At 57.9% G+C, this 23,279-nt stretch carries 24 protein-coding genes; 2 read left to right on the top strand and 22 right to left on the bottom strand.

Going from position 1 to position 23,279, the window contains the following annotated elements:
- Positions 1-29: 29 nt before the first annotated feature.
- Positions 30-1,880 (top strand): putative bifunctional diguanylate cyclase/phosphodiesterase, encoded by a 1,851-nt coding sequence (locus tag CFBP5473_RS03595; protein WP_106389445.1) that lies wholly within the window; start codon positions 30-32, stop codon positions 1,878-1,880.
- An 85-nt stretch (positions 1,881-1,965) separates the two neighbouring features.
- Here CFBP5473_RS03595 and glmM read toward each other — a convergent pair whose 3' ends face one another.
- The 20 genes from glmM to ruvC all read right to left on the bottom strand — a co-directional run bounded on the left by glmM (position 1,966) and on the right by ruvC (position 20,198).
- Positions 1,966-3,318, bottom strand: a complete 1,353-nt coding sequence (glmM, locus tag CFBP5473_RS03590) for a phosphoglucosamine mutase (protein WP_027676535.1) — start codon at positions 3,316-3,318, stop codon at positions 1,966-1,968.
- Positions 3,319-4,400: 1,082 nt separating this feature from the next.
- Entirely contained in the window at positions 4,401-6,347 is a 1,947-nt protein-coding gene (ftsH, locus tag CFBP5473_RS03585) for an ATP-dependent zinc metalloprotease FtsH (RefSeq protein WP_027676534.1), read from the bottom strand.
- Positions 6,348-6,500: 153 nt separating this feature from the next.
- Positions 6,501-7,811 (bottom strand): tRNA lysidine(34) synthetase TilS, encoded by a 1,311-nt coding sequence (tilS, locus tag CFBP5473_RS03580; protein WP_027676533.1) that lies wholly within the window; start codon positions 7,809-7,811, stop codon positions 6,501-6,503.
- Between the two features lie 24 nt (positions 7,812-7,835).
- Positions 7,836-8,849 (bottom strand): tol-pal system protein YbgF, encoded by a 1,014-nt coding sequence (gene ybgF, locus CFBP5473_RS03575; protein ID WP_027676532.1) that lies wholly within the window; start codon positions 8,847-8,849, stop codon positions 7,836-7,838.
- A gap of 159 nt (positions 8,850-9,008) precedes the next feature.
- On the bottom strand, positions 9,009-9,542 hold the full coding sequence (gene pal, locus CFBP5473_RS03570) for a peptidoglycan-associated lipoprotein Pal (RefSeq protein ID WP_027676531.1): 534 nt from the start codon (positions 9,540-9,542) through the stop codon (positions 9,009-9,011).
- Positions 9,543-9,750: 208 nt separating this feature from the next.
- Entirely contained in the window at positions 9,751-11,064 is a 1,314-nt protein-coding gene (gene tolB, locus CFBP5473_RS03565; protein ID WP_027676530.1) for a Tol-Pal system beta propeller repeat protein TolB, read from the bottom strand.
- A 76-nt stretch (positions 11,065-11,140) separates the two neighbouring features.
- Positions 11,141-12,325, bottom strand: a complete 1,185-nt coding sequence (locus tag CFBP5473_RS03560; protein WP_027676529.1) for a hypothetical protein — start codon at positions 12,323-12,325, stop codon at positions 11,141-11,143.
- A gap of 8 nt (positions 12,326-12,333) precedes the next feature.
- A complete protein-coding gene (tolR, locus tag CFBP5473_RS03555) occupies positions 12,334-12,795 on the bottom strand; it encodes a protein TolR (protein ID WP_027676528.1) in 462 nt (153 codons plus the stop codon).
- 34 nt (positions 12,796-12,829) lie between these two features.
- A complete protein-coding gene (gene tolQ / locus CFBP5473_RS03550) occupies positions 12,830-13,549 on the bottom strand; it encodes a protein TolQ (protein ID WP_027676527.1) in 720 nt (239 codons plus the stop codon).
- 262 nt (positions 13,550-13,811) lie between these two features.
- Positions 13,812-14,252 carry a tol-pal system-associated acyl-CoA thioesterase gene (ybgC, locus tag CFBP5473_RS03545; protein ID WP_027676526.1) on the bottom strand — a complete coding sequence of 147 codons (441 nt, stop codon included), beginning with the start codon at positions 14,250-14,252 and terminating at the stop codon, positions 13,812-13,814.
- A complete protein-coding gene (locus CFBP5473_RS03540; RefSeq protein WP_027676525.1) occupies positions 14,249-14,776 on the bottom strand; it encodes an NUDIX hydrolase in 528 nt (175 codons plus the stop codon). The genes ybgC and CFBP5473_RS03540 overlap by 4 nt, the downstream gene beginning before the upstream one ends.
- The gene (locus CFBP5473_RS03535; protein ID WP_027676524.1) at positions 14,773-15,285 is read right to left on the bottom strand and encodes an NUDIX hydrolase; all 513 of its coding nucleotides are present in this window, start codon (positions 15,283-15,285) and stop codon (positions 14,773-14,775) included. Before CFBP5473_RS03535 ends, CFBP5473_RS03540 begins: the two co-directional genes overlap by 4 nt.
- A 15-nt stretch (positions 15,286-15,300) precedes the next feature.
- A complete protein-coding gene (locus tag CFBP5473_RS03530) occupies positions 15,301-15,867 on the bottom strand; it encodes a DinB family protein (RefSeq protein ID WP_027676523.1) in 567 nt (188 codons plus the stop codon).
- A 71-nt stretch (positions 15,868-15,938) separates the two neighbouring features.
- Positions 15,939-16,157 (bottom strand): hypervirulence associated TUDOR domain-containing protein, encoded by a 219-nt coding sequence (locus CFBP5473_RS03525; RefSeq protein ID WP_027676522.1) that lies wholly within the window; start codon positions 16,155-16,157, stop codon positions 15,939-15,941.
- Positions 16,158-16,373: 216 nt separating this feature from the next.
- On the bottom strand, positions 16,374-17,264 hold the full coding sequence (locus CFBP5473_RS03520) for a metallophosphoesterase (protein WP_027676521.1): 891 nt from the start codon (positions 17,262-17,264) through the stop codon (positions 16,374-16,376).
- 2 nt (positions 17,265-17,266) lie between these two features.
- Positions 17,267-18,307 (bottom strand): Holliday junction branch migration DNA helicase RuvB, encoded by a 1,041-nt coding sequence (ruvB, locus tag CFBP5473_RS03515; protein WP_027676520.1) that lies wholly within the window; start codon positions 18,305-18,307, stop codon positions 17,267-17,269.
- Positions 18,304-18,711: a PIN domain-containing protein gene (locus CFBP5473_RS03510; protein ID WP_027676519.1), complete on the bottom strand. Its 408-nt coding sequence runs from the start codon at positions 18,709-18,711 to the stop codon at positions 18,304-18,306. Before CFBP5473_RS03510 ends, ruvB begins: the two co-directional genes overlap by 4 nt.
- The gene (locus CFBP5473_RS03505; RefSeq protein WP_027676518.1) at positions 18,708-18,986 is read right to left on the bottom strand and encodes an AbrB/MazE/SpoVT family DNA-binding domain-containing protein; all 279 of its coding nucleotides are present in this window, start codon (positions 18,984-18,986) and stop codon (positions 18,708-18,710) included. Before CFBP5473_RS03505 ends, CFBP5473_RS03510 begins: the two co-directional genes overlap by 4 nt.
- 54 nt (positions 18,987-19,040) lie before the next feature.
- On the bottom strand, positions 19,041-19,658 hold the full coding sequence (gene ruvA, locus CFBP5473_RS03500) for a Holliday junction branch migration protein RuvA (RefSeq protein WP_027676517.1): 618 nt from the start codon (positions 19,656-19,658) through the stop codon (positions 19,041-19,043).
- A gap of 27 nt (positions 19,659-19,685) precedes the next feature.
- On the bottom strand, positions 19,686-20,198 hold the full coding sequence (gene ruvC / locus CFBP5473_RS03495) for a crossover junction endodeoxyribonuclease RuvC (RefSeq protein ID WP_027676516.1): 513 nt from the start codon (positions 20,196-20,198) through the stop codon (positions 19,686-19,688).
- A gap of 225 nt (positions 20,199-20,423) precedes the next feature.
- Between ruvC and CFBP5473_RS03490 the strand changes: the two genes are divergently transcribed.
- The gene (locus CFBP5473_RS03490) at positions 20,424-21,425 is read left to right on the top strand and encodes an LLM class flavin-dependent oxidoreductase (protein WP_027676515.1); all 1,002 of its coding nucleotides are present in this window, start codon (positions 20,424-20,426) and stop codon (positions 21,423-21,425) included.
- 120 nt (positions 21,426-21,545) lie between these two features.
- Here CFBP5473_RS03490 and CFBP5473_RS03485 read toward each other — a convergent pair whose 3' ends face one another.
- Positions 21,546-22,247, bottom strand: coding sequence for a DUF3592 domain-containing protein (locus CFBP5473_RS03485; protein ID WP_027676514.1), 702 nt, complete (start codon positions 22,245-22,247; stop codon positions 21,546-21,548).
- Positions 22,248-22,401: 154 nt separating this feature from the next.
- Complete coding sequence (locus CFBP5473_RS03480; protein ID WP_027676513.1) at positions 22,402-23,148, bottom strand: YebC/PmpR family DNA-binding transcriptional regulator; 747 nt, start codon at positions 23,146-23,148, stop codon at positions 22,402-22,404.
- Between the last annotated feature and the right edge of the window lie 131 nt (positions 23,149-23,279).

Genomic DNA, 23,279 nt, shown 5'->3' with positions numbered 1-23,279 from the left:
AATATCGTGCTTTCTGTCGGCAGATGCCGATGATGTATTTCATTTTGATGTCGAGTACCTGGGCGTTGGCAATCACGCATAAAGCCGTGGCACCCGCCTGGCTGACCATGACCGTGCCTTGCCTGTTCACGCTTTTAAGCGCAACGCGCATGATCTTCTGGTGGCGCTCGCGCAATGTTCAGCCAACAGCCCAGCAGGCCTATGCCGCCATGAAGCGCACGAACCGTCTGGCGGTCGGCATCGCGCTGGCCTTCACCACATGGTCCTATCTTCTTTACCCTTATGGCGATGCGTTTCAGAAATCGCATATCGCCTTCTATATGTCGATTACCGTCATTTCCTGCATTTTCTGCCTCATGCATCTGCGCTCGGCCGCGCTCATCGTCACAGCCATCGTCAACGGCACCTTCATCGTCTTCTTTACGCTGACCGGTCATCCGACCTTCGTCGCCATTGCCATCAATATCCTGCTGGTCTGCTTCGGCATGCTGGCCGTGCTGATGATCAATTACGACAATTTCGAACGGATGGTACTCGCCCAGCAGAAAACGGAAGCGCTCAGCAACGAAAACCTGCGCCTTGCGAACATCGATAGCCTGACGGGCCTGCCCAATCGCCGCGCCTTCTTCCATCATCTCGAAACCTCCTTCAAACAGGCCGTGGAGCAAAACAAGCGACTGGCCGTCGGCGTCATCGATCTGGATGGCTTCAAGCCGGTCAACGATCTCTATGGTCATTCCGCCGGGGATCGGCTGCTGGTCGAGGTCGGGCAACGGCTGGAGAGCCTGTCGAAAGCGCAGGACCTGTTTCTGGCCCGCCTCGGCGGCGATGAATTTGCTTTCATCGTTTCCGAAGCCGTGGATGAGAACAAGCTGATCGCAGAGGGAAACCGCATCTGTGCAAGGCTGCGCACGCCCTTCATCACCCCGGATGCGACCATCATGATTTCCGGCTCGATCGGCATCACGGTTTTTCCGGATATGGCGGCAACGCCCGAAGAACTTTTCGATCACGCGGATTATGCGCTCTATCACGGCAAGCGGGAAAAGCGTGGCACGAGTACCCTGTTCACCTCTCGCCATGTGGCGGAAATCCACCGGGACGCGCGGATAGAACAGGCCCTGAAACAGGCCAATCTCACAGAAGAACTATCGGTACTTTTCCAGCCGATCCTCGACATTGTGACCAGCCGCACCGTTGGTTTCGAAGCACTTGCGCGCTGGAACAATAGCCGTCTGGGTCACATCTCGCCTGCGCAATTCATCCCCATTGCGGAGCGGGCGGGCATCATCAGCATGTTGACGCGCCCGCTTCTGAAGAAGGCGCTGGACGCGGCACGAAACTGGCCGCAGGACTTGCGCCTCGCCTTCAACCTCTCGGCACAGGATCTCAATAGCGCCGAGGCAACGATTGCGATCATCGCCATCATCGAAAACAGCGGCTTCGAAGCCTCGCGGCTCGATCTCGAAATCACCGAGACCGCCTTCATTCACGACACGCGTCAGGCCCGCAAATCCGTGGAAATGCTGAGACAGATCGGCTGCGGCATCTCGCTGGATGACTTCGGAACCGGCTATTCCAGCCTCACCTCACTGCACTCTCTGCCGCTGACCAAGCTGAAGATCGACCGCAGTTTCGTGCGCGATATCGAGACGAACGACGCGAGCTATAACATCGTCCGCTCGGTGCTGACACTCAGCCGGGAGATGGGTCTGGATGCTATTGTCGAAGGCGTGGAGACCGAGGCGGAACTCTCCGTCATCCGCAATCTCGGCGGCAAGCTCATTCAGGGATACGTCTTCTCACAGCCGATCCATGAAGACATGATTCCGCATTTCCTGCATCGGGAAACGCTGGATAATATTCCGCAAATCGCGTGAGCCCGCCCAACATTAAAGAAGGTCGCGTTGAATGCGATTCACCGCGACATGCTTAGGGTGGGCCGTTCCGCTTTGGATCGGCTGATCAGGCCGCCGATTTCACATTGGCAATGATGCCGACGAGATCGTTGACGATCCGCTCCACCTGCGCGCTGTCGTCACCTTCCGCCATCACGCGGATCAAAGGTTCGGTGCCGGATGGGCGGATGACGAGACGGCCCCTTTGCGCCAGCGCGCTCTCCGCATCGGCAATCGCCTGCTTCACCACCGGATTTTCCAGCGGCTTGCCGCCTGCAATGCGAACGTTCTTCAACAATTGCGGCACCGGCTCGAACTTGCGGCACACCTCGCTGACCGTGCGACCCGAGCGCTTGACGCGCGCCAGAACCTGAAGGGCTGCAACGAGACCGTCGCCCGTCGTGCCATAGTCCGACAGAACGATATGGCCGGACTGTTCACCACCCACGTTGAAATCATGGTTGCGCATATGCTCCACCACATAGCGGTCACCAACCTTGGTGCGCGCAAGCGTCAGGCCCTTGTCACCCAGGAAGCGCTCGAGGCCGAGATTGGACATGACGGTGGCCACGATACCGCCGCCTCGCAGGATATTATCGTCGGCCCAGCTCTCGCCAATCGTCGCCATCAACTGGTCGCCATCCACGATCTGGCCGCGCTCATCCACGATGATGACACGGTCCGCATCGCCATCCAGCGCGATACCGATATCCGCCCGCACCTCATGTACCTTCTTCTGCAAGGCTTCGGGATGAGTGGAACCGCATTCGAAATTGATGTTCGTACCATTCGGCTCGTTGCCGATGGTCACGACTTCAGCACCAAGCTCCCAAAGTGCGGCAGGCGCCACCTTGTAAGCCGCACCATTGGCGCAATCGATGGCGATCCGCAGACCGTTCAGCGTCACATCGCGCGGCAGCGTGCGCTTCACGAATTCGATATAGCGATAAATATCGCCATCGACGCGCTTGGCGCGACCGATCTCATGCGGCTTGGCCAACTGCGCGTAAATGTCCTTATCGAGCAGATCTTCGATCTCCAGCTCCAGCTCATCGGAAAGCTTGTAGCCATCCGGCCCGAAAAGCTTGATGCCATTATCAGAAAAAGGATTGTGCGAAGCGGAGATCATCACGCCGATATCGGCGCGCAGCGAACGCGTCAGCATGGCAACGGCAGGCGTCGGGATAGGTCCAAGAAGGAACACATCGAGACCCGCAGCGGTAAACCCGGCCACCAGCGCGTTTTCAAGCATATAGCCGGAAAGGCGCGTATCCTTGCCGATGACCACACGATGACGGTGATGGCCACGCCGAAAGATCGTACCGACGGCAATGCCCACGCGCATGGCCAAATCCGGAGTCATCGGAAAAACGTTGGATTGCCCGCGAATGCCATCGGTTCCGAAATAACGACGTGTCATGTGAACTCCAAATCTCTTGCGACCGCTGCGAAAATATAGCGCCGTCTTTTCTGGCTAGATGCCACAAACAAGCTCTGACAGCACGTAAATTACCGCAAAAATGAAATATATGTTGTTACTGGTCAGGTTCTCCCCAGAAAAGACAGGCCAGCCGCTCCTCGGCACAATGCCACTCCTGTCCGGTTTAAAGGTGCGGATGCATGGCAGTTCGATTCTTCAAATCCGGTTGGGACACGCTCTGACCGAGTTCGCTGCACGGCGACGATGGTGCAACCCCACTTCCGTCATACCGGGCTTGACCCGGGATCCAATCAGACCAAGTTCTTGGTCTGAAAGACTTTTTCGACGCGCGCAGACGCGCGTCTGCTGGGCCCCACATCAAGTGCGGGGTGACGAGTGGGGGAGCTGTTCTCGTTTCAAATTCCCCACTCAGTTAAACCGGACAGCAATGGGTCAAGGCCACTGCTGTCCGGTTTAGATTCCGCAGCCCTTCATGCAAAGTCAGAAGCTTGAGGAGAGACGATAAATCCACCCCCACCGTCATCCTCGGCCTTGTGCCGAGGATCTGCCAACGTGAACAAAATCAATCGGTTGCAGATCCTCGGGACAGGCCCACTTCTGTCCGGTTTAAAGTGGGTGAGTAGTTTGGGGCGAGAACAGCTCCCCACCCGTCACCCCGCACTTGATGCGGGGTCCAGCAGACGCGCGTCTGCGTGTCAAAAAGTATTTCAGACCAAAGACTTGGTCTGGCTGGATCCCGGATCAAGTCCGGGATGACGGATGTGGGGTCGCGCCCGTCGTCAACGTGCAGCGAACGTGGTCAAAGCGTGGCCCAACCGGATTTGAAGGATGGAACTGCAATGTATTCAAAGCCTTGCCTCGCGTCCGCACATTTAAACCGGACAGCAGTGGCACAAGCCCGAGCGAGGATGACGGTCGAAAGTAGTTTCACCGTTTCTCCTCAAACCTCCAGCTTCGCATGAAAGGCTCAGAAATCTAAACCGGGCAGAACCATTGCTTCCCTAAACAAAAAGACCGCCCCTTTCGGAGCGGCCTCATTTCAATCCACCATAACGGCATAATCAGTGCGGTTGCGGCTCCATGCCGCCTTCGGCCTCGCCGTCGCCCTTGGCTTCGTTCGGGCCATCCTTCTTCGCGCCGGTCTTTGGAACGGCGGAGCCACGGTTGCTTGGGGAATCGTCGCCCATGTCGCGCGCAGGCTTTTCGCCTTTGATCAATGCCTTGATCTCTTCGCCCGAAAGGGTTTCGTATTCCAGCAGACCTTCCGCAAGCGCAACGAAATCGTCGTGCTTTTCGGTCAGGATGCGGCGTGCCTCGGTATAGGCTTCATCGATCAGACGACGAACTTCGTTGTCGATTTTCTGTGCCGTGGCTTCCGAAACGTTCTTGGATTGCGAAACGGAATGACCGAGGAAGACTTCCTGCTGGTTTTCGCCGTAGGCAACCTGTCCTAGCTCGTCGGAGAAGCCCCACTGCGTCACCATCGCGCGGGCAAGCTTGGTGGCCTGCTCGATATCGGAGGATGCGCCGGAGGTGATGTTTTCCTTGCCAAAAGTCAACTCTTCGGCAACACGGCCACCCATCATGATGACGAGGCGGGAGACCATCCACTTGTAGCTCATGGAATAGCGGTCGCCTTCCGGCAGCTGCATCACCATACCCAAGGCGCGACCACGGGGAATGATCGTTGCCTTGTGCAGCGGATCGGCCACCGGCACGTTCAGTGCGGTGATGGCGTGACCTGCTTCATGGTAAGCCGTCAGCTTCTTTTCGGCCTCGGTCATGGCGGTCGTGCGGCGTTCCGCACCCATCATGATCTTGTCCTTGGCGTCTTCGAATTCCTGCATGGTCACGACGCGCTTGTTGCGACGTGCGGCCATAAGCGCAGCTTCGTTGACGAGGTTCATCAGATCGGCACCGGAGAAGCCGGGCGTACCACGCGCCAGCGTCTTGAGATCGACATTCGGCGCAAGCGGCACGTTGCGCGCATGAACCTTCAAGATACGTTCACGACCGACGATATCCGGGTTCGGCACCACAACCTGACGGTCGAAACGGCCCGGACGCAGCAGAGCCGGGTCGAGGACGTCCGGACGGTTGGTCGCCGCAATCAGGATGATGCCTTCATTGGCTTCGAAGCCGTCCATCTCCACCAGCAACTGGTTGAGCGTCTGCTCGCGTTCATCGTTACCACCGCCAAGACCGGCGCCACGATGGCGGCCAACGGCGTCGATTTCGTCGATGAAGATGATGCAGGGCGCGTTCTTCTTCGCCTGCTCGAACATGTCACGCACGCGGGAAGCACCCACACCAACGAACATTTCAACGAAGTCGGAACCGGAAATGGTGAAGAAGGGCACATTGGCTTCGCCCGCCACCGAGCGCGCCAGAAGCGTCTTACCCGTGCCGGGAGGGCCGACGAGCAGCACGCCGCGCGGGATTTTGCCGCCAAGGCGCTGGAATTTCTGCGGGTCACGCAGGAACTCAACGATTTCTTCCAGATCCTGCTTGGCTTCATCGACACCGGCAACATCGTCAAACGTCACGCGGCCATGCGCTTCCGTCAGAAGCTTGGCTTTCGACTTGCCAAAGCCCATCGCACCGCGGGATCCGCCCTGCATCTGCCGCATGAAGAACAGCCAGACGCCGAGGATCAGGAACATCGGCAGCAGCGTGCCGAGATAGCTCAGGAAGCCCGAGGAACCATCGCTTTCCGGCCGCGCAACAATCGTCACGTTCTTCGTCTGAAGGCGTTCCATCAGCGAGTCGTCGATCACAGGCGAATAGGTCTGAAACGCGGTCCCGTTTTCGGTGTAGGTTCCAAGCACCCGGTTGCCGGTCACGGTCACGTCGCGAACGCGCCCTGCATCGACATCACGAAGAAACTGCGAATATGGAATTTCGCGCGAACTGGATTGCGACGGCGATGTCTGGAACATGCTGAACAGTGCGATCAGCAGAAGAGCAATCACCGCCCACAGGGCGAAATTTCTAAAATTTGGGTTCATTGAACTCCCCGAACTCCAACGGGCAAATGCGCGCCCGCCATAATGTTGAGCCTAACATAAGGAGGACAGGTGCCGTTGCCAAGGCAGGGGAGAGAACGAGATGCGTTTTGAAGTAAAAACTCTGCGAAAAATCGCCGGTTTCGCCTCGCCAAACTAAACCGGCGGCTGCGGATAGGGCGCGCGCTCCAGAAGCGCAGCGATCCGGTTCGCCAACTCAAGGTCGAAACGCGGCAGGAAAAGATCGTAAGGAGCCAGCAGCGCACGCATAGAAATGCCGTCCTTGCTTAAGGCAGAGCCACGAAAGCCATCATCTTCGATGGAAGGAGCGGATTGAAGCACCCGGCTGACGACGCCGCGCGGAAGTGTCGCAGGAAACGCGGGGCCGCCCTTCCCTTCCATACCGCCAGTTATCAGCACATCACGCGAAAGATCGTTCTTCACCGCGAAACGTCCGTCCCAGATGCCGCTATCTCTAGCAGATAAGGTCAGAACCTCGATATTCCTGTTCTCGCGATAAAGATAAAGCCCGCTGCTTCGGCGGTCGAACACGACCCGGCTCGCCGTCATCCGACCCAGAGCACCGGATACGAGGAACGTCATCACCCGATCCATGCTCTGGGAAGAAAGACCGAATGACCGCCCTCCGAGAACCGAAGCCAGAGCCGAGAGGGCGTAACGAAGAACAGCGGCATCCTCCGCCAGCCCCGCCGGATCAAGCCGAATGAGCAGTTGAGAATACGCGCTTGCATGAAGTCCTACCCACTCAGCCGCCCGACGAGACAGTGCGGCTCTCGCGTCGCTGGCCTCTCTCTCATCCGGCTCGGCTTCCAGCTTTTGCCGCGTTCGCACCCTCTCATATTTGGCATCGTCATTGCTCGGATCATCGATCCAGCCCTCGTTCCTGGCTTCGAGATAGGCGCGGATATCCTCACGCGTCACGCACAGAAATGGCCGTAGCACCCAGTGGTGCGAGCGATAAAGCACCGCATCCGCCATTCCCGCAAGGCCGAGATTGTCGCTGCGCACGCTTCTGCTTCCGCGCATGGCGATGGTTTCCTGCTGGTCGCCATGCGTATGGCCGAGGATCACAGCGTCCGCGCCAATCTCCGCCGCCACATCCCCAATCAGGGAATAGCGCGCAAGTCTTGCGGCAGCCGAAACACCAGTCGTCGGCTTTTCGCCGTCCCATCGGCGGATGTGGTGAGGAATGCCAAATCGGGCACAGAGCGCCGCCACAGCACTCGCCTCTTTTGCGGACTCTGCGCGAAGGGCATGGTCAATCGTTATGGCGTGAAGCGTGATGTCGCGGCGGAATGTCTGCACAGTCTCATGCAGCGCAAGAAGCAGCCCGGTGGAGTCGCTTCCGCCTGAAACCGCGACGAGGAGACAGGCGGGCTTGTCGAATTTCTCGATGAAGTTCCGCGCAGCCTCAAGCGGCGCAAGCGGAGTGAAAAGGAATGGCATGTCAGCGCCAGATGCCGGACAAACTCAGCAGCTCAGGCGCTTCTGTTCGCTCGTGACCTTGCCGAGAACGGTCTTGGATGCGCTAGGATAGCGCTTCGGCACTTCGCGCAGTGTGGCGCAAGCGGTTTCCTTATTGTCGAGGGCAGCAAGCGACATGCCAAGCTTCAGCAGCATTTCAGGCGCCTTCGGCGATTTGCTGTAAGTCTGGTGCGCATTGAGGAACGTCTTTGCCGCATCGGTGAACTTGCCCTGCGAATATTGCGCTTCGCCTAGCCAGAAATTCGCGTCCGCTGCCTTGGAGCCCTTGGGGTAGCCCTGAATATACTGCTCGAAACCCTGCTCGGCGAGCTTGTAATCTCCGGCCAGCACATGGCTGTAAGCCGCCTGATAGATATCGCTCTCGCTGGTCAGCGCAGCCGTATTGACCGGATCGGTGCTGTTGGAATGTCCGCTGCCTGTCGAAACGCCCGGAAGAGCGCCTGAGGAATTATTGGCATTCGGGTTCAGCGTTCCGCCAATCGGCATGCCGCGCGAATCCATCTCGATGGAACCGAGCGTCGTTTCACCGGGTGCCGCGTTGGAGCGGGGAGCGGTCGCCGTCTGCTGATTTGGCATTGAAGCGCCGTCCTGTGACGGCGTTTCAATAATGGTTGCAACATCGTCGGAAGCACCGGCGGATGGCCCGGAAGGTGAAATGTCGGCTTCGGCCTTCTTCTTTGGTGCTGCAGGTGCGGAAGCTTTGCCGCTTTCCAGTTCCTGAAAGCGGAATTCATTGTCTTCCTGCGCCTTGCGAATGGTTTCCTGCATCTGGAGAAGCTGGAAGCTCATCTCTTCGATACGACCGTTCAACTGCCGGATCGTTTCTTCCAGCTGCTGCACCTTGTAGGTTTCGTTTGCCTGCGCATTGATGACTGGTGCGTTTGAATTCACCGTGCCGAAGGCCCCACCTGAACCGAACAACGGCCCGGAGACGGCAGTGCCGCTCAAGCCGGTGCAGGCTGCAAGCCCCAGCATTCCCGCCACGACAAGTTTCTTCATCTTGGTTCCTGTCTCATTGATTTGCGCCCCAGCGGCGCAAAACCGGATTTTTTCCATCTGAGATGAAAAAGCAACTTAACTTCGGCCAAACTATGAAAAAAACGAAAGGCGGCCCGAAGACCGCCTTTGTAAACTTCATCACGTTTCCGCGAGAGGCAATTACATGCCAGCGCCACCGAGAACGGTAACGGCGCGACGGTTCTGCGACCAGCAGGAAATGTCGTCGCAAACGGCGACCGGACGTTCCTTACCGTAGGAGATCGTCTTCATGCGGTTTGCAGGAACGCCCTGCGAAGCCAGGAATTCCTTGGTGGCGGCAGCGCGGCGTGCGCCGAGTGCAAGGTTGTATTCGCGCGTGCCGCGTTCGTCGGCATGGCCTTCGACGGTGATTGCGTAGTTCGGGTAACGAGCAAGCCACTGAGCCTGACGCTGCAGGGTCTGCTGTGCGTCTGCGCGAATGGAGGTGCTGTCGGTGTCGAAGAAAATGCGGTCGCCAACGTTGACGGTGAAGTCCTGAGCGGAACCCGGCGTTGCGGAACCGGCGCCACCGAGGCCAAGCTCGCCTGCGCTGTTCGGCATGTTCTTCTTGTTCGCGCAACCGGCCAGAGCCAGAGCGAGCGTCAGAGCGATGACAGCCGGGTTACGGGCGATTTTCTGCATTGGGCTAAGCGCCGAAGTATGTGTACGGCTCATCGCCGGTCTCTCCTTAGAAATTCAGTAACGTTGCTAGACGCTAACCGATTGAGGTTAACGGCCCCCGAACGCGTATGGTTAACAGAAAGGAAATGTCCCACTTTTTTGCTCCCTCACAGTTGTTTGCGGCAAGAAAGAGGCATCCCCCGGCATATCGGCATAAAACTGTGGCGGCGACCGCTTTTCGGACACCGCCACAGGCATTTCATCAATCGAGCAGCGGCGACCAGGCCGGGTCGGAAGCGAAGGTCGGCGTCTTGACTTGCTGCTCATTGTATCCCGTCAGATCGATGGAAAAGAGCTGCGGTCCGCCGGAACCCGCACCCTGACGGAAGAACATCAGCACGCGGCCATTCGGCGCCCATGTCGGGCCTTCATTGTGGAAGCCCGAGGTCAGGATACGCTCGCCCGAACCATCCGGCTTCATCACACCGATGGAGAACTTGCCGCCCGACTGCTTGGTAAACGCAATCAGATCGCCGCGCGGAGACCAGACCGGCGTGGAATAGGAACCATCGCCGAAGGAAATACGAGTCTGGCCGGAGCCATCTGCATTCATCACGTAAATCTGCTGGCGTCCGCCACGGTCGCTTTCGAAAGCGATGCGCTGGCCATCCGGCGCGTAGGATGGTGCCGTGTCGATGGCGCCCGTATTCGTCAGGCGGGTCGTCGTGCGCGAACGCAGGTCCATCGTGTAGATATTGGCATTGCCTTCCTGCTGAAGGCTCATGATCACCTTCTGGCCATCCGGCGAGAAGCGCGGAGAGAAGGTCATGCCCGGGAAGTTGCCGACGACTTCACGCTGTCCGGTTTCCAGCTGCAGCAGGTAAACGCGCGGCTGGTTGCCCTCGAAGGACATGTAGGTCACTTCCTGACGGTTCGGCGAGAAACGCGGCGTCAGAACGAGATCGTTGGTGTTGGTCAGGTTGCGGACGTTGAAACCGTCCTGATCCATGATCGAAAGCTGGCGCTTGCGGGCAGTCTTCGGCCCGCTTTCGGAAACGAAAACGACGCGCGTATCGAAGTAACCCTTTTCACCCGTCACGCGCTCATAGATCGCGTCCGCGATGATGTGCGCCACGCGGCGCCAGTTTTCCGGCTGGGTAAAGAACTGCTGGCCCATCATCTGCTGACCGGCATAGGTATCCCACAGGCGGAACTCGGCGCGAAGACGTCCATCGGCCTCCTTCGTCACGCGGCCCGTAACCAGCGCCTGCGCATTGATGACCTTCCAGTCTTCGAAACGCGGCTGCTGATCGGGATTGCTGATTTTTTCGATGAACGCGCTCTTGTTGATCGGCGCAAACAGGCCGGAGCGCTGAAGATCGGCTGCGATGACCTGCGAAACCTGCGCACCGATACCATCGCCCGACATGAAATCGGTGACGGCGATCGGCAGTGGCTGCACATTGCCCTTATTGATGTTGAGCCGAACTTCCGCGTTGGCCGGAGTGATCGCAACGAACGACAGGATGAGGCTAGAAGCCACCATCATCGCGCGAAGGAAAGAAAACTTGATCATCGAGACAAGCCTTTCAGCTTTTTTTCTAAATTGCACATCGATTGAAATCGGAAGGTGGCGCTTCCAAGGCGGCTGGTCAGACACCGAAATCTTCGGCCGTGAATGTCAGCACCAGAGTATTCCATCCTTTTTCACCATCGTATTTATCCTGTGGGAGAGAGGTGAATGGCGCGGATCGCATGACGGCGCGTACCGCGCTGCCTTCCAGCGCACGGCGGGTGCCATCCGGTCCGCCTTTCGACGAAACCTCAGGTCTGCCCACCACTTCACCTGACTGGTCGAGCGACACACGGACTTCAACGACCACCTCTGCCACGTCCGTCAGGCCCGCGACCACCGAAAAGTTCTTCGAAATCAGTCCTCGGAGAGCGTCCATCTCACTGGCGCTCAGACCCGTACCAATCGTCTTCTTGCCGCCAAGCGAAGCCGTCTGGGTAGAGCGCTTCGCGCCACCGCCTGAAGGTGCCTGCTTGTTCAACAGGGCCGAGATTTCATCGGCATTGAACTCGCTCGCCTGCGAAGCGGCAGCCTTTGCAGTTTCCTGCTTGCGGTCGGCCTGCTTCTTGTCGGAAGGCTTCTCGTTCGTTTTCGCCTGATCGGTCTTCTTCTCAGGCGGTTTTTCCGCAGGCTTCTGCTCAGCCGGTTTAGCAGGCTCAGGCTTCGGCGGCTCTGGCTTTGGTGGCTCCGGCGGCTGCGGGCGCGCATTCGGGCGCGGAATATTCTGAGGAACGGCAATCTCCGCCGGTTCCTGATTCTGCGGCGGCGGCTCTTCAGCCTTCTGTTCGGCTGGCGGCTCCGCTGGCTTCGGCGGCGTCGCTATTTCCGGCTTCGGCTGCGGCAGCGATGCCATTTCCTGCGGCTTCGGTGCGGTCTCTTCCTTGACGATATCCTTCACCTCATTGGGCTTGGTATCGACAACGGGTGCTGGCTTCTCCTGCTTGGGGGGAGCTGCAGCACTGTCATTATTGTTCGGCTTGGTCGTCGGCGTCGGCGGCGCATCCAGATCGGCAGTGTTATTGCCGACATTCTGCGCATTCGGCACGATATCGGGGCGCGTGGTCGGAACAGGTGCGGATTTCTCAGCCTTGGGCGCGTTCTTGTCGCCCTGCTGGATCTGAGTCATTTCTTCGACGGACACGAGTTCGACCGGCATCGACTCGGCCTGAGACACCTCCAACGGTGCCGGCGAGCCCAGAGACACAAGGGCAAAGGCCAGCACAGAGGCGTGCACAATCGCAGATGTGGTGATGCTGCCCTTCATTGCCTGGTTCAATTGTCCTGTTTTTGCTGGGTTACGAGACCGATATTCTTGAAGCCCGCTGCCTGGATACGCGCCATTACATCGGCAACGACGCCGTAAGCGGCAACGGAATCCGCACGCACGAAAATGCGCTCATTATATCCCGTGGTCGAAATCGCCTGCAGCTTGTCGGCCACTTCTGCGGCCTCGATCGGCGTTTCCTGCAAATGGATCTTGCCATCGGCATTGACCGAAATCGTGATCGGCTGCGTTTCGGAATTCAGCGCGGATGCAGACGTCTGCGGCAGGTCCACAGGCACGCCAACCGTCATCATCGGTGCCGCCACCATGAAGATGATGAGCAGCACGAGCATGACGTCCACGAGTGGCGTCACGTTGATTTCGCTGATCGCACCGCCGCCACGGCGTCCGCGTCCACGGCCGCGACGACCGCCCGAACCACCACCGCTACCGCCTGCTGACATTCCCATAATCGTTACTCCAATAGCTCAAGGCGCTGGCGCGTTACTGCGCAGCCTGACGCGTCTGCAGCTTCTCATCGATCTGTCGAGACAGGATCGCGGAAAACTCGTCGGCAAAACCTTCCATGCGGGAGGAAAGCTTGTGCGCATCAGCCATGAACTTGTTGTAGGCCATAACAGCCGGAATAGCGGCAACGAGGCCGATAGCCGTCGCCAGAAGCGCTTCGGCAATACCCGGTGCCACGACCGCAAGGTTGGTGGACTTCGAACCGGCAATCGCCTGGAACGAGGTCATGATACCGACAACCGTACCGAACAGGCCGATGAACGGACCGGCGGAGCCGATGGTCGCCAGCGAACCGAGGCGGGCTTCGAACTGCTCGCTCTCGCGCGACATGGTCACATCCATGGCGCGGTCAATACGCATCTGAAGGCCGATGGGAGACCGCGCACCGCGCTCGAAGGACTTCTTCCATTCGCGCATGGCCGCAACGAAGATCGCCGCAAGGCCGCCATTCTGGCGCTCGGCCAGCGTGCGGTACAGCTCTTCAAGCGACTGGCCGGACCAGAACACCTGTTCGAACTGGTCGAACTGACGCCGCGCCTTGGCGAAGTTCATGTATTTGTCGATGACGATGGCCCAAGTCCAAACCGAGGCGGCCAGGAGGCCGATCATCACCAGCTTGACGATAAGTCCCGCCTGCATGAACAGCGCCCAAAGACTTACATCATGCGTTGCCGCTGCCAAACCTGCCTGTTCCATAAATATCCAATCCCCGAATCCAAACGCCCGGTGCATGACCGGGCGATTCAAACGCGCATAAATGCTTTGAGCTTCGCGGTGCTATCCGCCAACCCGTCGCCTTTGCCCCGATAGTGCCATTACGCCTTACTCGCCGCTAAATTTGGTAAAAGGAAGGCGTGCGGCGCACAAATACCGAGTGGTTAAGTAAGACTACATTATGGTTAAGGGAGTGTTACGAAACTGCCGATCAAAAATGGCATTTCTGTCTTTGTGCGTTTTCTTACTTCAAAAACTTCTCAGCCACGGTATCTGGAAGACGTCTTGGTCTTCCCTTGGCGTTGATCACGGCAATAATCACTTTCGCGGCAACAAGCAGTGTGTCACCCCGACGAATTTCCTGGTTCAGCACCATCTTCGCCCCACCGGCCTTCTCGGTCATGGTGGTAATGGTCAGAACATCATCCATCCGCGCCGGGCTCTTGAAGTCGATTTCCATGCGGTGGACGACAAAAACCAGCCCCTCCTCATCCGCCGTCAGCAACGCGCTCTGCTCGCAGCCAAGGCAACGCAGATAATCAGTACGGCCACGCTCAAGAAAATGCAGATAGCGGGCGTGATAGACCAGCCCGGAAAAATCCGTATCCTCATAATAAACCCGCTGCACCAGCCTATGGCCGTGCTCGATCAGCTCGCCGGAAAGGAAAACGGTGATGTCACTCATTGTTGGTCCTGAAAATGTTTCGGCTGCCCCTCGCGCACGATCAGATGCTCATGCCGCGAAGGCAGCGCCTCGATCCTGTCCGCGATGAAAACCGGCCTTAGATCATTCGCACGCAACGCGGCAGTCGTTGCGGGCAACCATCGAAACTCGACGTCGACGCCATCCAAGACGCGATGAACGATATCCTTCTCATGAAACGGAAAGTCCTGCTCCAGTTGAATGAGATAATAGAAAGCCAGCTCATGCGCGCTGTACTCTCCGTACGAGAAGAAATTTTCGACGGACCAGAGAAGGTGTTCGATCCGCGCAGTAACAAATAGCTCTTCTTTAATTTCTCGGAGGATCGTCTCTTCCGAACTCTCCCCGAGTTCAGCTCGTCCGCCCGGCAGCGCCCAGTAGCTGTCATTCACCGCACGCTGCGCAAGAAGATACCCGTCGCGTAAAATGAGAGCCGCCACGCGGACACTGAAAAGCTGCGGCTTGTGCTCAAGCCGGATCATATGGCGTTGTGCAGAATTGGTCATTTGTCGTCCAGATTGCCGTCTTTCCAAACCACATGGCGCGTGGAAGCCGGAAGATTTTCGATCTCAGCGGCAATGAAATAGGGCGGAATGTCCAGCGCCGTCAATGCTTCGGTCGTTGCCTTCACCCAGCGAAATTCCAGCGGGTTCTTCCCATCCTGCACGCGGTGAACGATTGCTTCCTCGTCAAACGGAAAGCTGTCTGGCAGTTCCATCAGGTAATAGAAACCAAGCTCATGCCAGTCCTTCCCCTCATAATGAAAGAAGTTCTCGACCACCCAGAGCAACCGTCCAACGGACACTTCCGCACCCAGTTCCTCCACCATCTCACGGGCAAGCGTATCCTGCGACTGCTCCCCCATTTCCGCCCGGCCACCGGGAAAGGTCCAGAATTTTTCATGCGTTGCGCGATGCACCAGCACATGGCCATCGCGAAATGCCAGCCCCGCCACGCGCATCTGAAAAATGCGCTTCGGCTTGAATTTCATGCGAATACGAAGGTCTTCCACCATCAGGCGTCCAATAAATCAAACAGGAAACATCAAATCAGTTTCCGTCCACCCTAATGCCTCCAACTCCATTTTGCGAACCCCCGCATCGTCGCCCACAATAAATTCATCCAGCTGCGGCGGCTTGAGCGATGTTCCCGATAGCATGGCATGAACCTGCCCGCGGTGATGCGTCTGATGCTGGAAGAGATGAGAGAGAATATCGTCGCAACGGTCCGTCTGAACCCGTTCGCCCCTGTGAACCTGCACTATCGAGGCCAGCGCGTCCTCGTCAAGCCCATCCACGAACGCCACCAACTCGCTATCCATCTTCGCCTGAGCATCCGCCAGAGACTGCATATCGGCATAGGGCTCCGGCTCGGCAAAGACCGTGTGTCCCAGCGAGCCACCCTTCAAGGCGTCGAAGTAAAAAACATCCACCAGATAGATATGATTGAGTGTGGCGCGAATAGTCGGGAAGAAGCTCGTTCGCGGGGCCACGAACTCCTCGGGCGCCAGCCGCAGGCAGGTTTGATGGAGACGGAAAGTAGCCAGCCTGTTGTTTCGGGCAAGCTTTCGAAACACCCGCGTCGCATCATAAGCCATCGCGATTCCTCCTTAAAACATCAGTATGCGACAGCGAAGAACGGCCTCCATCGAAGGCATCTGCTCTGCTCTCAATCCGCCTCCTCAAGCTCGGAATGGCTTTTCAAAACCTTCGCCCCATCCTCCTGCTCGATCAGATAGGCGGGCTCATCCTCGCTTGCCTTGCGCTTGATCACCGAACCTTCGATCTTGCGCTCGACATCTTCGGTAAAGCTCTCGGCAACCTTGCCCTCGCCCTTTCCATTGCCCCACTTCCAGCTGACCTTGGTGCCCTTGCGAAACTTCGTCATCTCGTTCTCCGAATGAAAGAACGGAAAGGCCGCGAAACCTGCTTTGTTCCCTCAGAGTCTGTTTGGAAACTCAGCGGCGGAGAGCCAGTGGATACGTTTTGTGCCAGACGAGAAGAAGATCGAAGGCGATATCCGAAGATATCGGCAAGATTTTCGACTCGGTCAGGCACAAAAAACAACCGCGGATCGATCCGTCCGACGCTTTCAGACAGACTCTCAAGCCCCGATGTCGATCACCACGATCTCCGGCGGAGACATGAAACGAACCGGCGCGATGGAGCAGCCAAGTCCGCCGGACACGATGAGATGACGGTTGTCTTCTACCACATGACCATAGGCGAAACGTTCGCCGTAACGCGAAGGAACCGCCGGTCGCCAGCCGAACAGATTGATCTGTCCGCCATGGGTATGGCCAGAAAGCGTAAGGGACACACGGTCCGGCACGGAGGTAAATATATCCGGCTCATGCGCCAGCAGAATAACCGGCGCATCATCCGTCACCTGCGCCAGCGTGCCGCCGAGATCATCCAGACCCGACACGCGCCTGCTGGTCAGATAGGCCCACTGGTCCTCAAGCCCCGCGATCCAGAACGGCTGCTGTTCGGAACCAGTCCGCACCGCATCGTTGGAATGCGCATGAATACCAACCGCCCGCAGCGCCTTGTGAGCCACGGTCTCCTTCAGCCTTAGTCGCTGCGCTTCCTTATCCTGCCACCAGTCATGATTGCCGCAGACGGCATGGACCCCATAGGTGGCCTTCAGCCCGGACAGTGCCCTCGCCCAGTCCTCGGGCGGCACCACACCCGTCACCAGCCTCATTCCGGACATATAATCGCCTAGCAGCAGAATGATATCGCCGCCGAGCGTATTGGCATGATCGCAAATCTTCGCGATGCGCTCCGCAGGCATCCATGGTTCGCAGGCGTGAAAATCGGCAAGCGCCACGATCCTGAGGTTTTGCCCCTCAGGCCAGTTCTGTGGCGTGATGCGGTAGCGCGTCGTGATCAATCGCGCCAGTGGCTCGATCCCGCCCGCATAAGCACCGAGCGAAAAAAGCGCTGCGGTCATCGTCGCAGCCGTTTTGAGAAGGGTGCGACGGGTGATCAAGGTCAGTCTTCCTCAAGCGTCAGACGGAATTGCGCAGCTTCCAGATCCTTGGGCGGCTGCATGCCAAGATGCTTCCAGGCCGTTCCCGTCAGCACGCGCCCGCGCGGCGTTCTCTGGATAAAGCCCTGCTGGATCATATAGGGCTCGATAATGTCCTCGATAGCATCGCGAGGCTCGGACAAGCCCGCCGCAATCGTCTCTATACCCACCGGCCCACCGCCGAAATTGACCGCGATCATCGTCAGATACCGCATGTCCAGCTGGTCGAGACCCATATTGTCCACCAGAAGCCGCGTCAGCGCCTCATCGGCAATCTCGCGCGTCACTGCCTCTGCCCGCGCAACTTCGGCAAAGTCCCGCACACGCCGCAGCAAACGCCCGGCAATACGCGGCGTGCCGCGTGCACGCCTTGCAATCTCACGCGCGCCCTCATCCGTCATCGGCAGGCCCATCAGCCGCGCACCGCGCCGCACGATCAGCTCCAGCTCATCCACCGTATAGAAGGACAGGCGCACCGGAATGCCGAAGCGGTCCCGCAACGGCGTGGTCAAAAGGCCAAGCCGCGTGGTGGCCGCAACCAGCGTGAATTTCGAAAGATCGATCTTGACCGAGCGCGCCGCAGGCCCTTCGCCAATGATCAGATCCAGCTGAAAATCCTCCATCGCCGGATAGAGAATTTCTTCGACAGCCGGATTGAGGCGATGGATTTCATCGATGAACAGAACGTCGCGCTCTTCCAGATTGGTCAAAAGCGCCGCCAGATCGCCCGCTTTCGCGATAACCGGTCCGGACGTGGACTTGAAGTTGACCCCCAGTTCCTTCGCCATGATCTGCGCAAGCGTGGTCTTGCCAAGACCGGGCGGCCCGACGAACAGCACATGGTCCAGCGCCTCGCCCCGGTTCTTCGCCGCCTCGATGAAAATCTTCAGATTGGCCCGCGCCTCCGCCTGACCGGTAAAATCATCCAGCGTCTGCGGCCGCAGCGTCGTATCGATATCCTCGCCACGCTTCTCAGCAGAAATCAGCCGTGCAGCCTCACTCATGTCAACAGTTCCATTCCAAGTATTTTACGGGCCGCCTTGACGTCGAAAGTGTAAGTCGTCGCGCAGCCAGCCAATCTGTTCATCTCCGAAATCACGGCATCGGAGAAATCCGCACCGGAATCCCGGCAAATATCAATTGCGTTGCCCACGACTTCATAATCCGGCACCTCGACTTCGCGCCGTTCCAGAATGGCCTGAATAAAATCGAGGACGGCATTCTTGGGATAGCCGTAGAAACGGTCCAACACCCAGGCAGTCTCAAGAATAACCGGCAAGCTCACAATCATGACATCGTGTTCGCCAAATGTCTCGAGAAGACGCTCGACGCGATCGCGCTGGGCTGGATCGTCATCGATTGCGACCCTCAACAGCACGTTCGTATCAAGGCCAAAGCGGCGCTTCATTCATTGATCTCGCTGCGCGAAAGCTTTGAATATTCTTCAGACACGGCATCGCCGACGAGAGAATCGATCTCTTCGATAGCCAATTTACGGCCATTTGGCGGTTTACCGAGAATGCCCGCGAGATCACTGACCGACTTGTTGCGCGGCACCACAATCATTTCACGATGACGTACCCAGACGTAACACTTATCGCCCGGTTTGATCTCCAACTCGTCTCTAACGTTTTTCGGAACAGTCATCTGTCCTTTCGACGTGATGGTTGTCTGAAAACCCATAACGCTAAGCTTTCTTACTTTTTCAAAATCGTAAGGAAAATAACATGGACTGTGCTACCGCGAAAGCTCCTTCAACCCAAGCCGGATGAGCTTGGCACTATCTCCCCCCTCACCGCCATTCTTCAGCGCAGCGGCAACGGCATTCGCCGCCTGATCGCGCGAATAGCCGAGGTTGGTCAGTGCAGAAACGGCATCGGCAACGGGTGCCGGGGCTGCTCCTTCCCCGATTTCCTGCTTCAGGCCGATGGACGCCGTCGCCTCTCCGGCAAAGGCCGGTGCCTTATTGCGCAACTCGGTCACGATACGCACCGCCACCTTCGGCCCAACACCCGGCGCGCGGGAAACGACAACCTTGTCCTGAAGCGCAATGGCGTTGGCGAGTTCGGAAGGCGAAAGCGTGGAAAGCACCGCCAGCGCCACCTTAGAGCCAACGCCCTGCACGCTTTGAAGCAGGTTGAACCATTCCCGCTCCAGCGCGCTCATGAAGCCGAAGAGTTTCAGTTGGTCTTCGCGCACATAGGTCTCGATGAACAGCACCACCGCCTCGCCCGCCGAGCCGAGGCGCGAAAGCGTGCGTGCGGAACAATGCGCCACGTAACAGACGCCGTGCACATCCACGAGAACATAGTCATCGCCGATTTCTTCGATGGTGCCTTTGAGTTTGCCGATCATGGTCCGGTCCGTGGTGAGTTTGAAAAATTAACTTGCGGCCAGAACGCGGCGCATCCGGCCCCCACCACGATTATGAGCGTGGCAGATGGCGATGGCGAGCGCATCGGCGGCATCATTGCCCTTGAATTCAGCCTTCGGCATCAGAATTTTCAGCATCATGTGGATTTGCTGCTTTTCGCCATGCCCCACGCCAATCACCGCCTTCTTCACCGCATTCGGTGCATATTCGGAAACATGCAGCCCGGCGCGCGCAGGCACCAGCATGGCAATGCCACGCGCCTGTCCCAGCTTCAGCGTCGCAACCGCATCCTTATTGACGAAGGTCTGCTCGACCGCTGCCTCATCCGGCTGATAGGCATGCACGATCTCTGCCAACCCGTCATGCAGCTGGCACAGGCGCGAAGCCAAATCCATGTCGCCATCGGACGTGACCGTGCCGGATGCCACGAAACGCAGGCTGTTGCCCAATGTCTCGATAATCCCCCAACCGGTCCGTCTAAGGCCCGGATCAATGCCAATAATTCGAATCGCGTTCTGCATGCGTCACCCTATCCTGCTGGGCGAAAACCTGCCAGCGATAAGTGAACAAAACGACAACATCCGTGTATTTGATAGAGGAAAACCGTCTTCGCGCAGCCTAAATACAGCGTCTCGCCCTAACTCCAATTTTTTTGATGCATCAATCAATTCGACGCGATTGCTATCGCATATTTCGCACTGCACCCTACATTACAATCAAGTAACGAATACCGACAGGAGTGCCGGATGATCCCCTTTTCCATTCTCGATCTCTCCCCCATTGGCGATGGAGAGACCGCCGGTCATGCCCTCGAAAACTCCAGACGCATGGCAATCAAGGCCGAAGAGCAAGGCTATAAACGCATCTGGCTTGCCGAACATCACGGCATGCCGGGCATAGCCAGTGCCGCAACCTCCATCGTGATCGCCCATGTTGGTGCTGCAACCTCGCGCATCCGCGTCGGCTCCGGCGGCGTCATGCTGCCCAACCACTCGCCGCTGGTCATCGCCGAACAGTTCGGCACGCTCGCTGCCCTCTTGCCGGGCCGCGTCGATCTTGGCCTCGGTCGCGCACCGGGCACGGATATGCGCACGGCGCGCGCGCTTCGCCGAAACCTCGATGCCGGCGCGGAAAATTTCCCGCACGACATCATGGAACTGCAACGCTATCTCGGCGCACCGGAACCGGATCAGGCGATCCTCTCCGTTCCCGGCGTCAATTCCAACGTGCCGATCTGGCTACTCGGCTCCAGCGTCTACAGCGCGCACCTAGCTGCGGCACTTGGCCTGCCCTATTCCTTCGCCTCGCATTTTGCGCCGGATATGCTGATGGAAGCCATCGAGATCTACCGCGCCCGCTTCCAGCCATCGGCAACACTGGATGAACCCTATGTCATGGTCGGCGTCATGGGCGTAGGCGCAGATACGGATGAGGAAGCCCAGCACCTCTTCACCTCCGCCCAGCAGCAATTTGTAAACCTGCGCAAGAATGTGCGCACACCATTCCCCCGCCCGGTGGAAAGCATGGACGGCTACTGGAACGACATGGAGCGCATCACCGTCGAGCACACCCTGCGCTACGCCGCCGTCGGCTCACACGAAACCATCGACCGTCAGCTGAAGCAGTTCCTGTCGGATACGGGCGCGGACGAACTGATCGTCTCCATGCCTGTCCACGACATCGAAAAGCGCCTGCGTTCGGTGGAGGTATTTGCAGAGGTTCGGGGTGGTTTGAAACAGGCCGCATAGAGGCGACCGATTCCAAGCAGGAAATCAATATTCTATCGATGGACGTTCAGCCCGCACGAGTGACTATCCTGCGGGCATGTCACTGCCGCAAGATAGCTTGTACTCACCGCACACGTGCTATCAAACCTGTTCCGGAACCACATCTGACAGGTCCATGGCGTAACGACTTGGCTTCGCCGGGTCCACCATGACCTTGACTTTACGGCCCTCTAGTTGTGCGCTTGGGTCCACCCAGATCGTATGGCTCTCGTAGCGACGCAACTGTCCCGTCGTGGGGTCCTTGGCCTGCGCCGCCACACGAAACGGGTTCGTCCCGTTGACCGTGATTTTTTGGTCGCGAAAGACCTCAAGAAATTCCGCTTCGACCGGTCGTCCGAAACGAAGCAGACGGGCACGACCGCGTTTCCTGATGGTTGGCACGATAAGGATCGCCACACCTATAGTGGCGATGACGGCACCGAGGCCCGAGAACATGCCCGGCAGAAAATAACGTCCGAAAGCATCATCGATCATCGCATTGGACGGAGATTGCGGATCATAGAGAACATCGACCTCATCTCCGCGCGAAAAGCGCGGCGGATTCGAGCTCATCTTATCTGCCATCTCCTGCTGCTGGCCTTGCGCATCCGTGAAGCGAACAATGGCTGAGTAACTGGTGGAATTGCGCTCCGGCCGCACCATGTCTGTAACCACGCCCTTCGCTTTCAAAGCGCGAGCTGCGAACTGGCTATCGGAATAGTAGATACCCGCACCCACAACCACAAACACCAGGCCAAATACGGCAAAGCCCCAGCCTATCAATTTGATGATCTTCATATCCATAGACCTTTCTAAAGGCGTTCTTCGCGGAACCTCAGAAGGAGTTCTAGCGAGGGACATAAAAAAATCAACCACAGATAGATTTTTTACGGGCACCTTTAAAAAGAAAGGCCCCGCGCACTACTGCGCGAGGCCCTGGAAACTTATATCTACACGGTCAGGCAGAAAGCTTCGCCAGAACCTCTTCCGACACTTCGAAGTTCGAATACACGTTCTGCACGTCGTCATCGTCTTCAAGGTTGTCGATCAGCTTCATCAGCGACTGAGCCTTTTCTTCATCTACCGGAACCGTGTTCTGCGGCTTCCAGATGGACTTGACGCTGTCCGCTTCGCCAAGAACGCTTTCCAGCGCCTTGGAAACTTCGTTCATCGCTTCGAAACCGCAGATGATCGTGTGACCTTCTTCCGTGGTCTCAACGTCGTCGGCACCGGCTTCGATAGCCGCTTCCATCACCTTGTCGGCGTCGCCAACGGAGGCCTTGTAGGTGATTTCGCCAACGCGGTCGAAGGAGAAGGACACCGAACCGGTTTCGCCCAGCGCGCCGCCAGCCTTGGTAAAGAGAGATCGGACGTTGGACGCGGTGCGGTTGCGGTTGTCGGTCAGCGCTTCAACGATAACCGCCGTGCCGCCCGGGCCGTAGCCTTCGTAGCGCACGTAATCGTAGTTTTCCGCATCGGCACCGGACGCCTTCTTGATGGCGCGGTCGATATTGTCCTTCGGCATCGACTGGGCCTTGGCGTTCTGGACGGCCAGGCGCAGCGCTGCGTTCATCGTCGGGTCCGGCAGACCGGATTTGGCTGCAACGGTGATTTCACGCGCGAGCTTGGAAAACATCTTCGAACGGATCGAATCCTGTTTTCCCTTGCGATGCATGATGTTCTTGAACTGTGAATGGCCAGCCATGGCACCCCTGATCGGATCGTTTGTTTGGATTGTGGGCCTTATAAGTGCGATAGCGCGGCTGTTCAAGCCCGTAAGCTTTCTCTGATTGCGCCAAGGAACTGAAATCATCTCTCGCCGTTTCAGAACATGAG

Origin of the sequence: Agrobacterium larrymoorei (assembly GCF_005145045.1) — a bacterium.
Classification (GTDB): Bacteria; Pseudomonadota; Alphaproteobacteria; order Rhizobiales; family Rhizobiaceae; genus Agrobacterium; species Agrobacterium larrymoorei.
The sequence above is the reverse complement of the archived record's forward strand: the minus strand, read 5'-3'. Positions and strand labels throughout refer to the sequence as shown.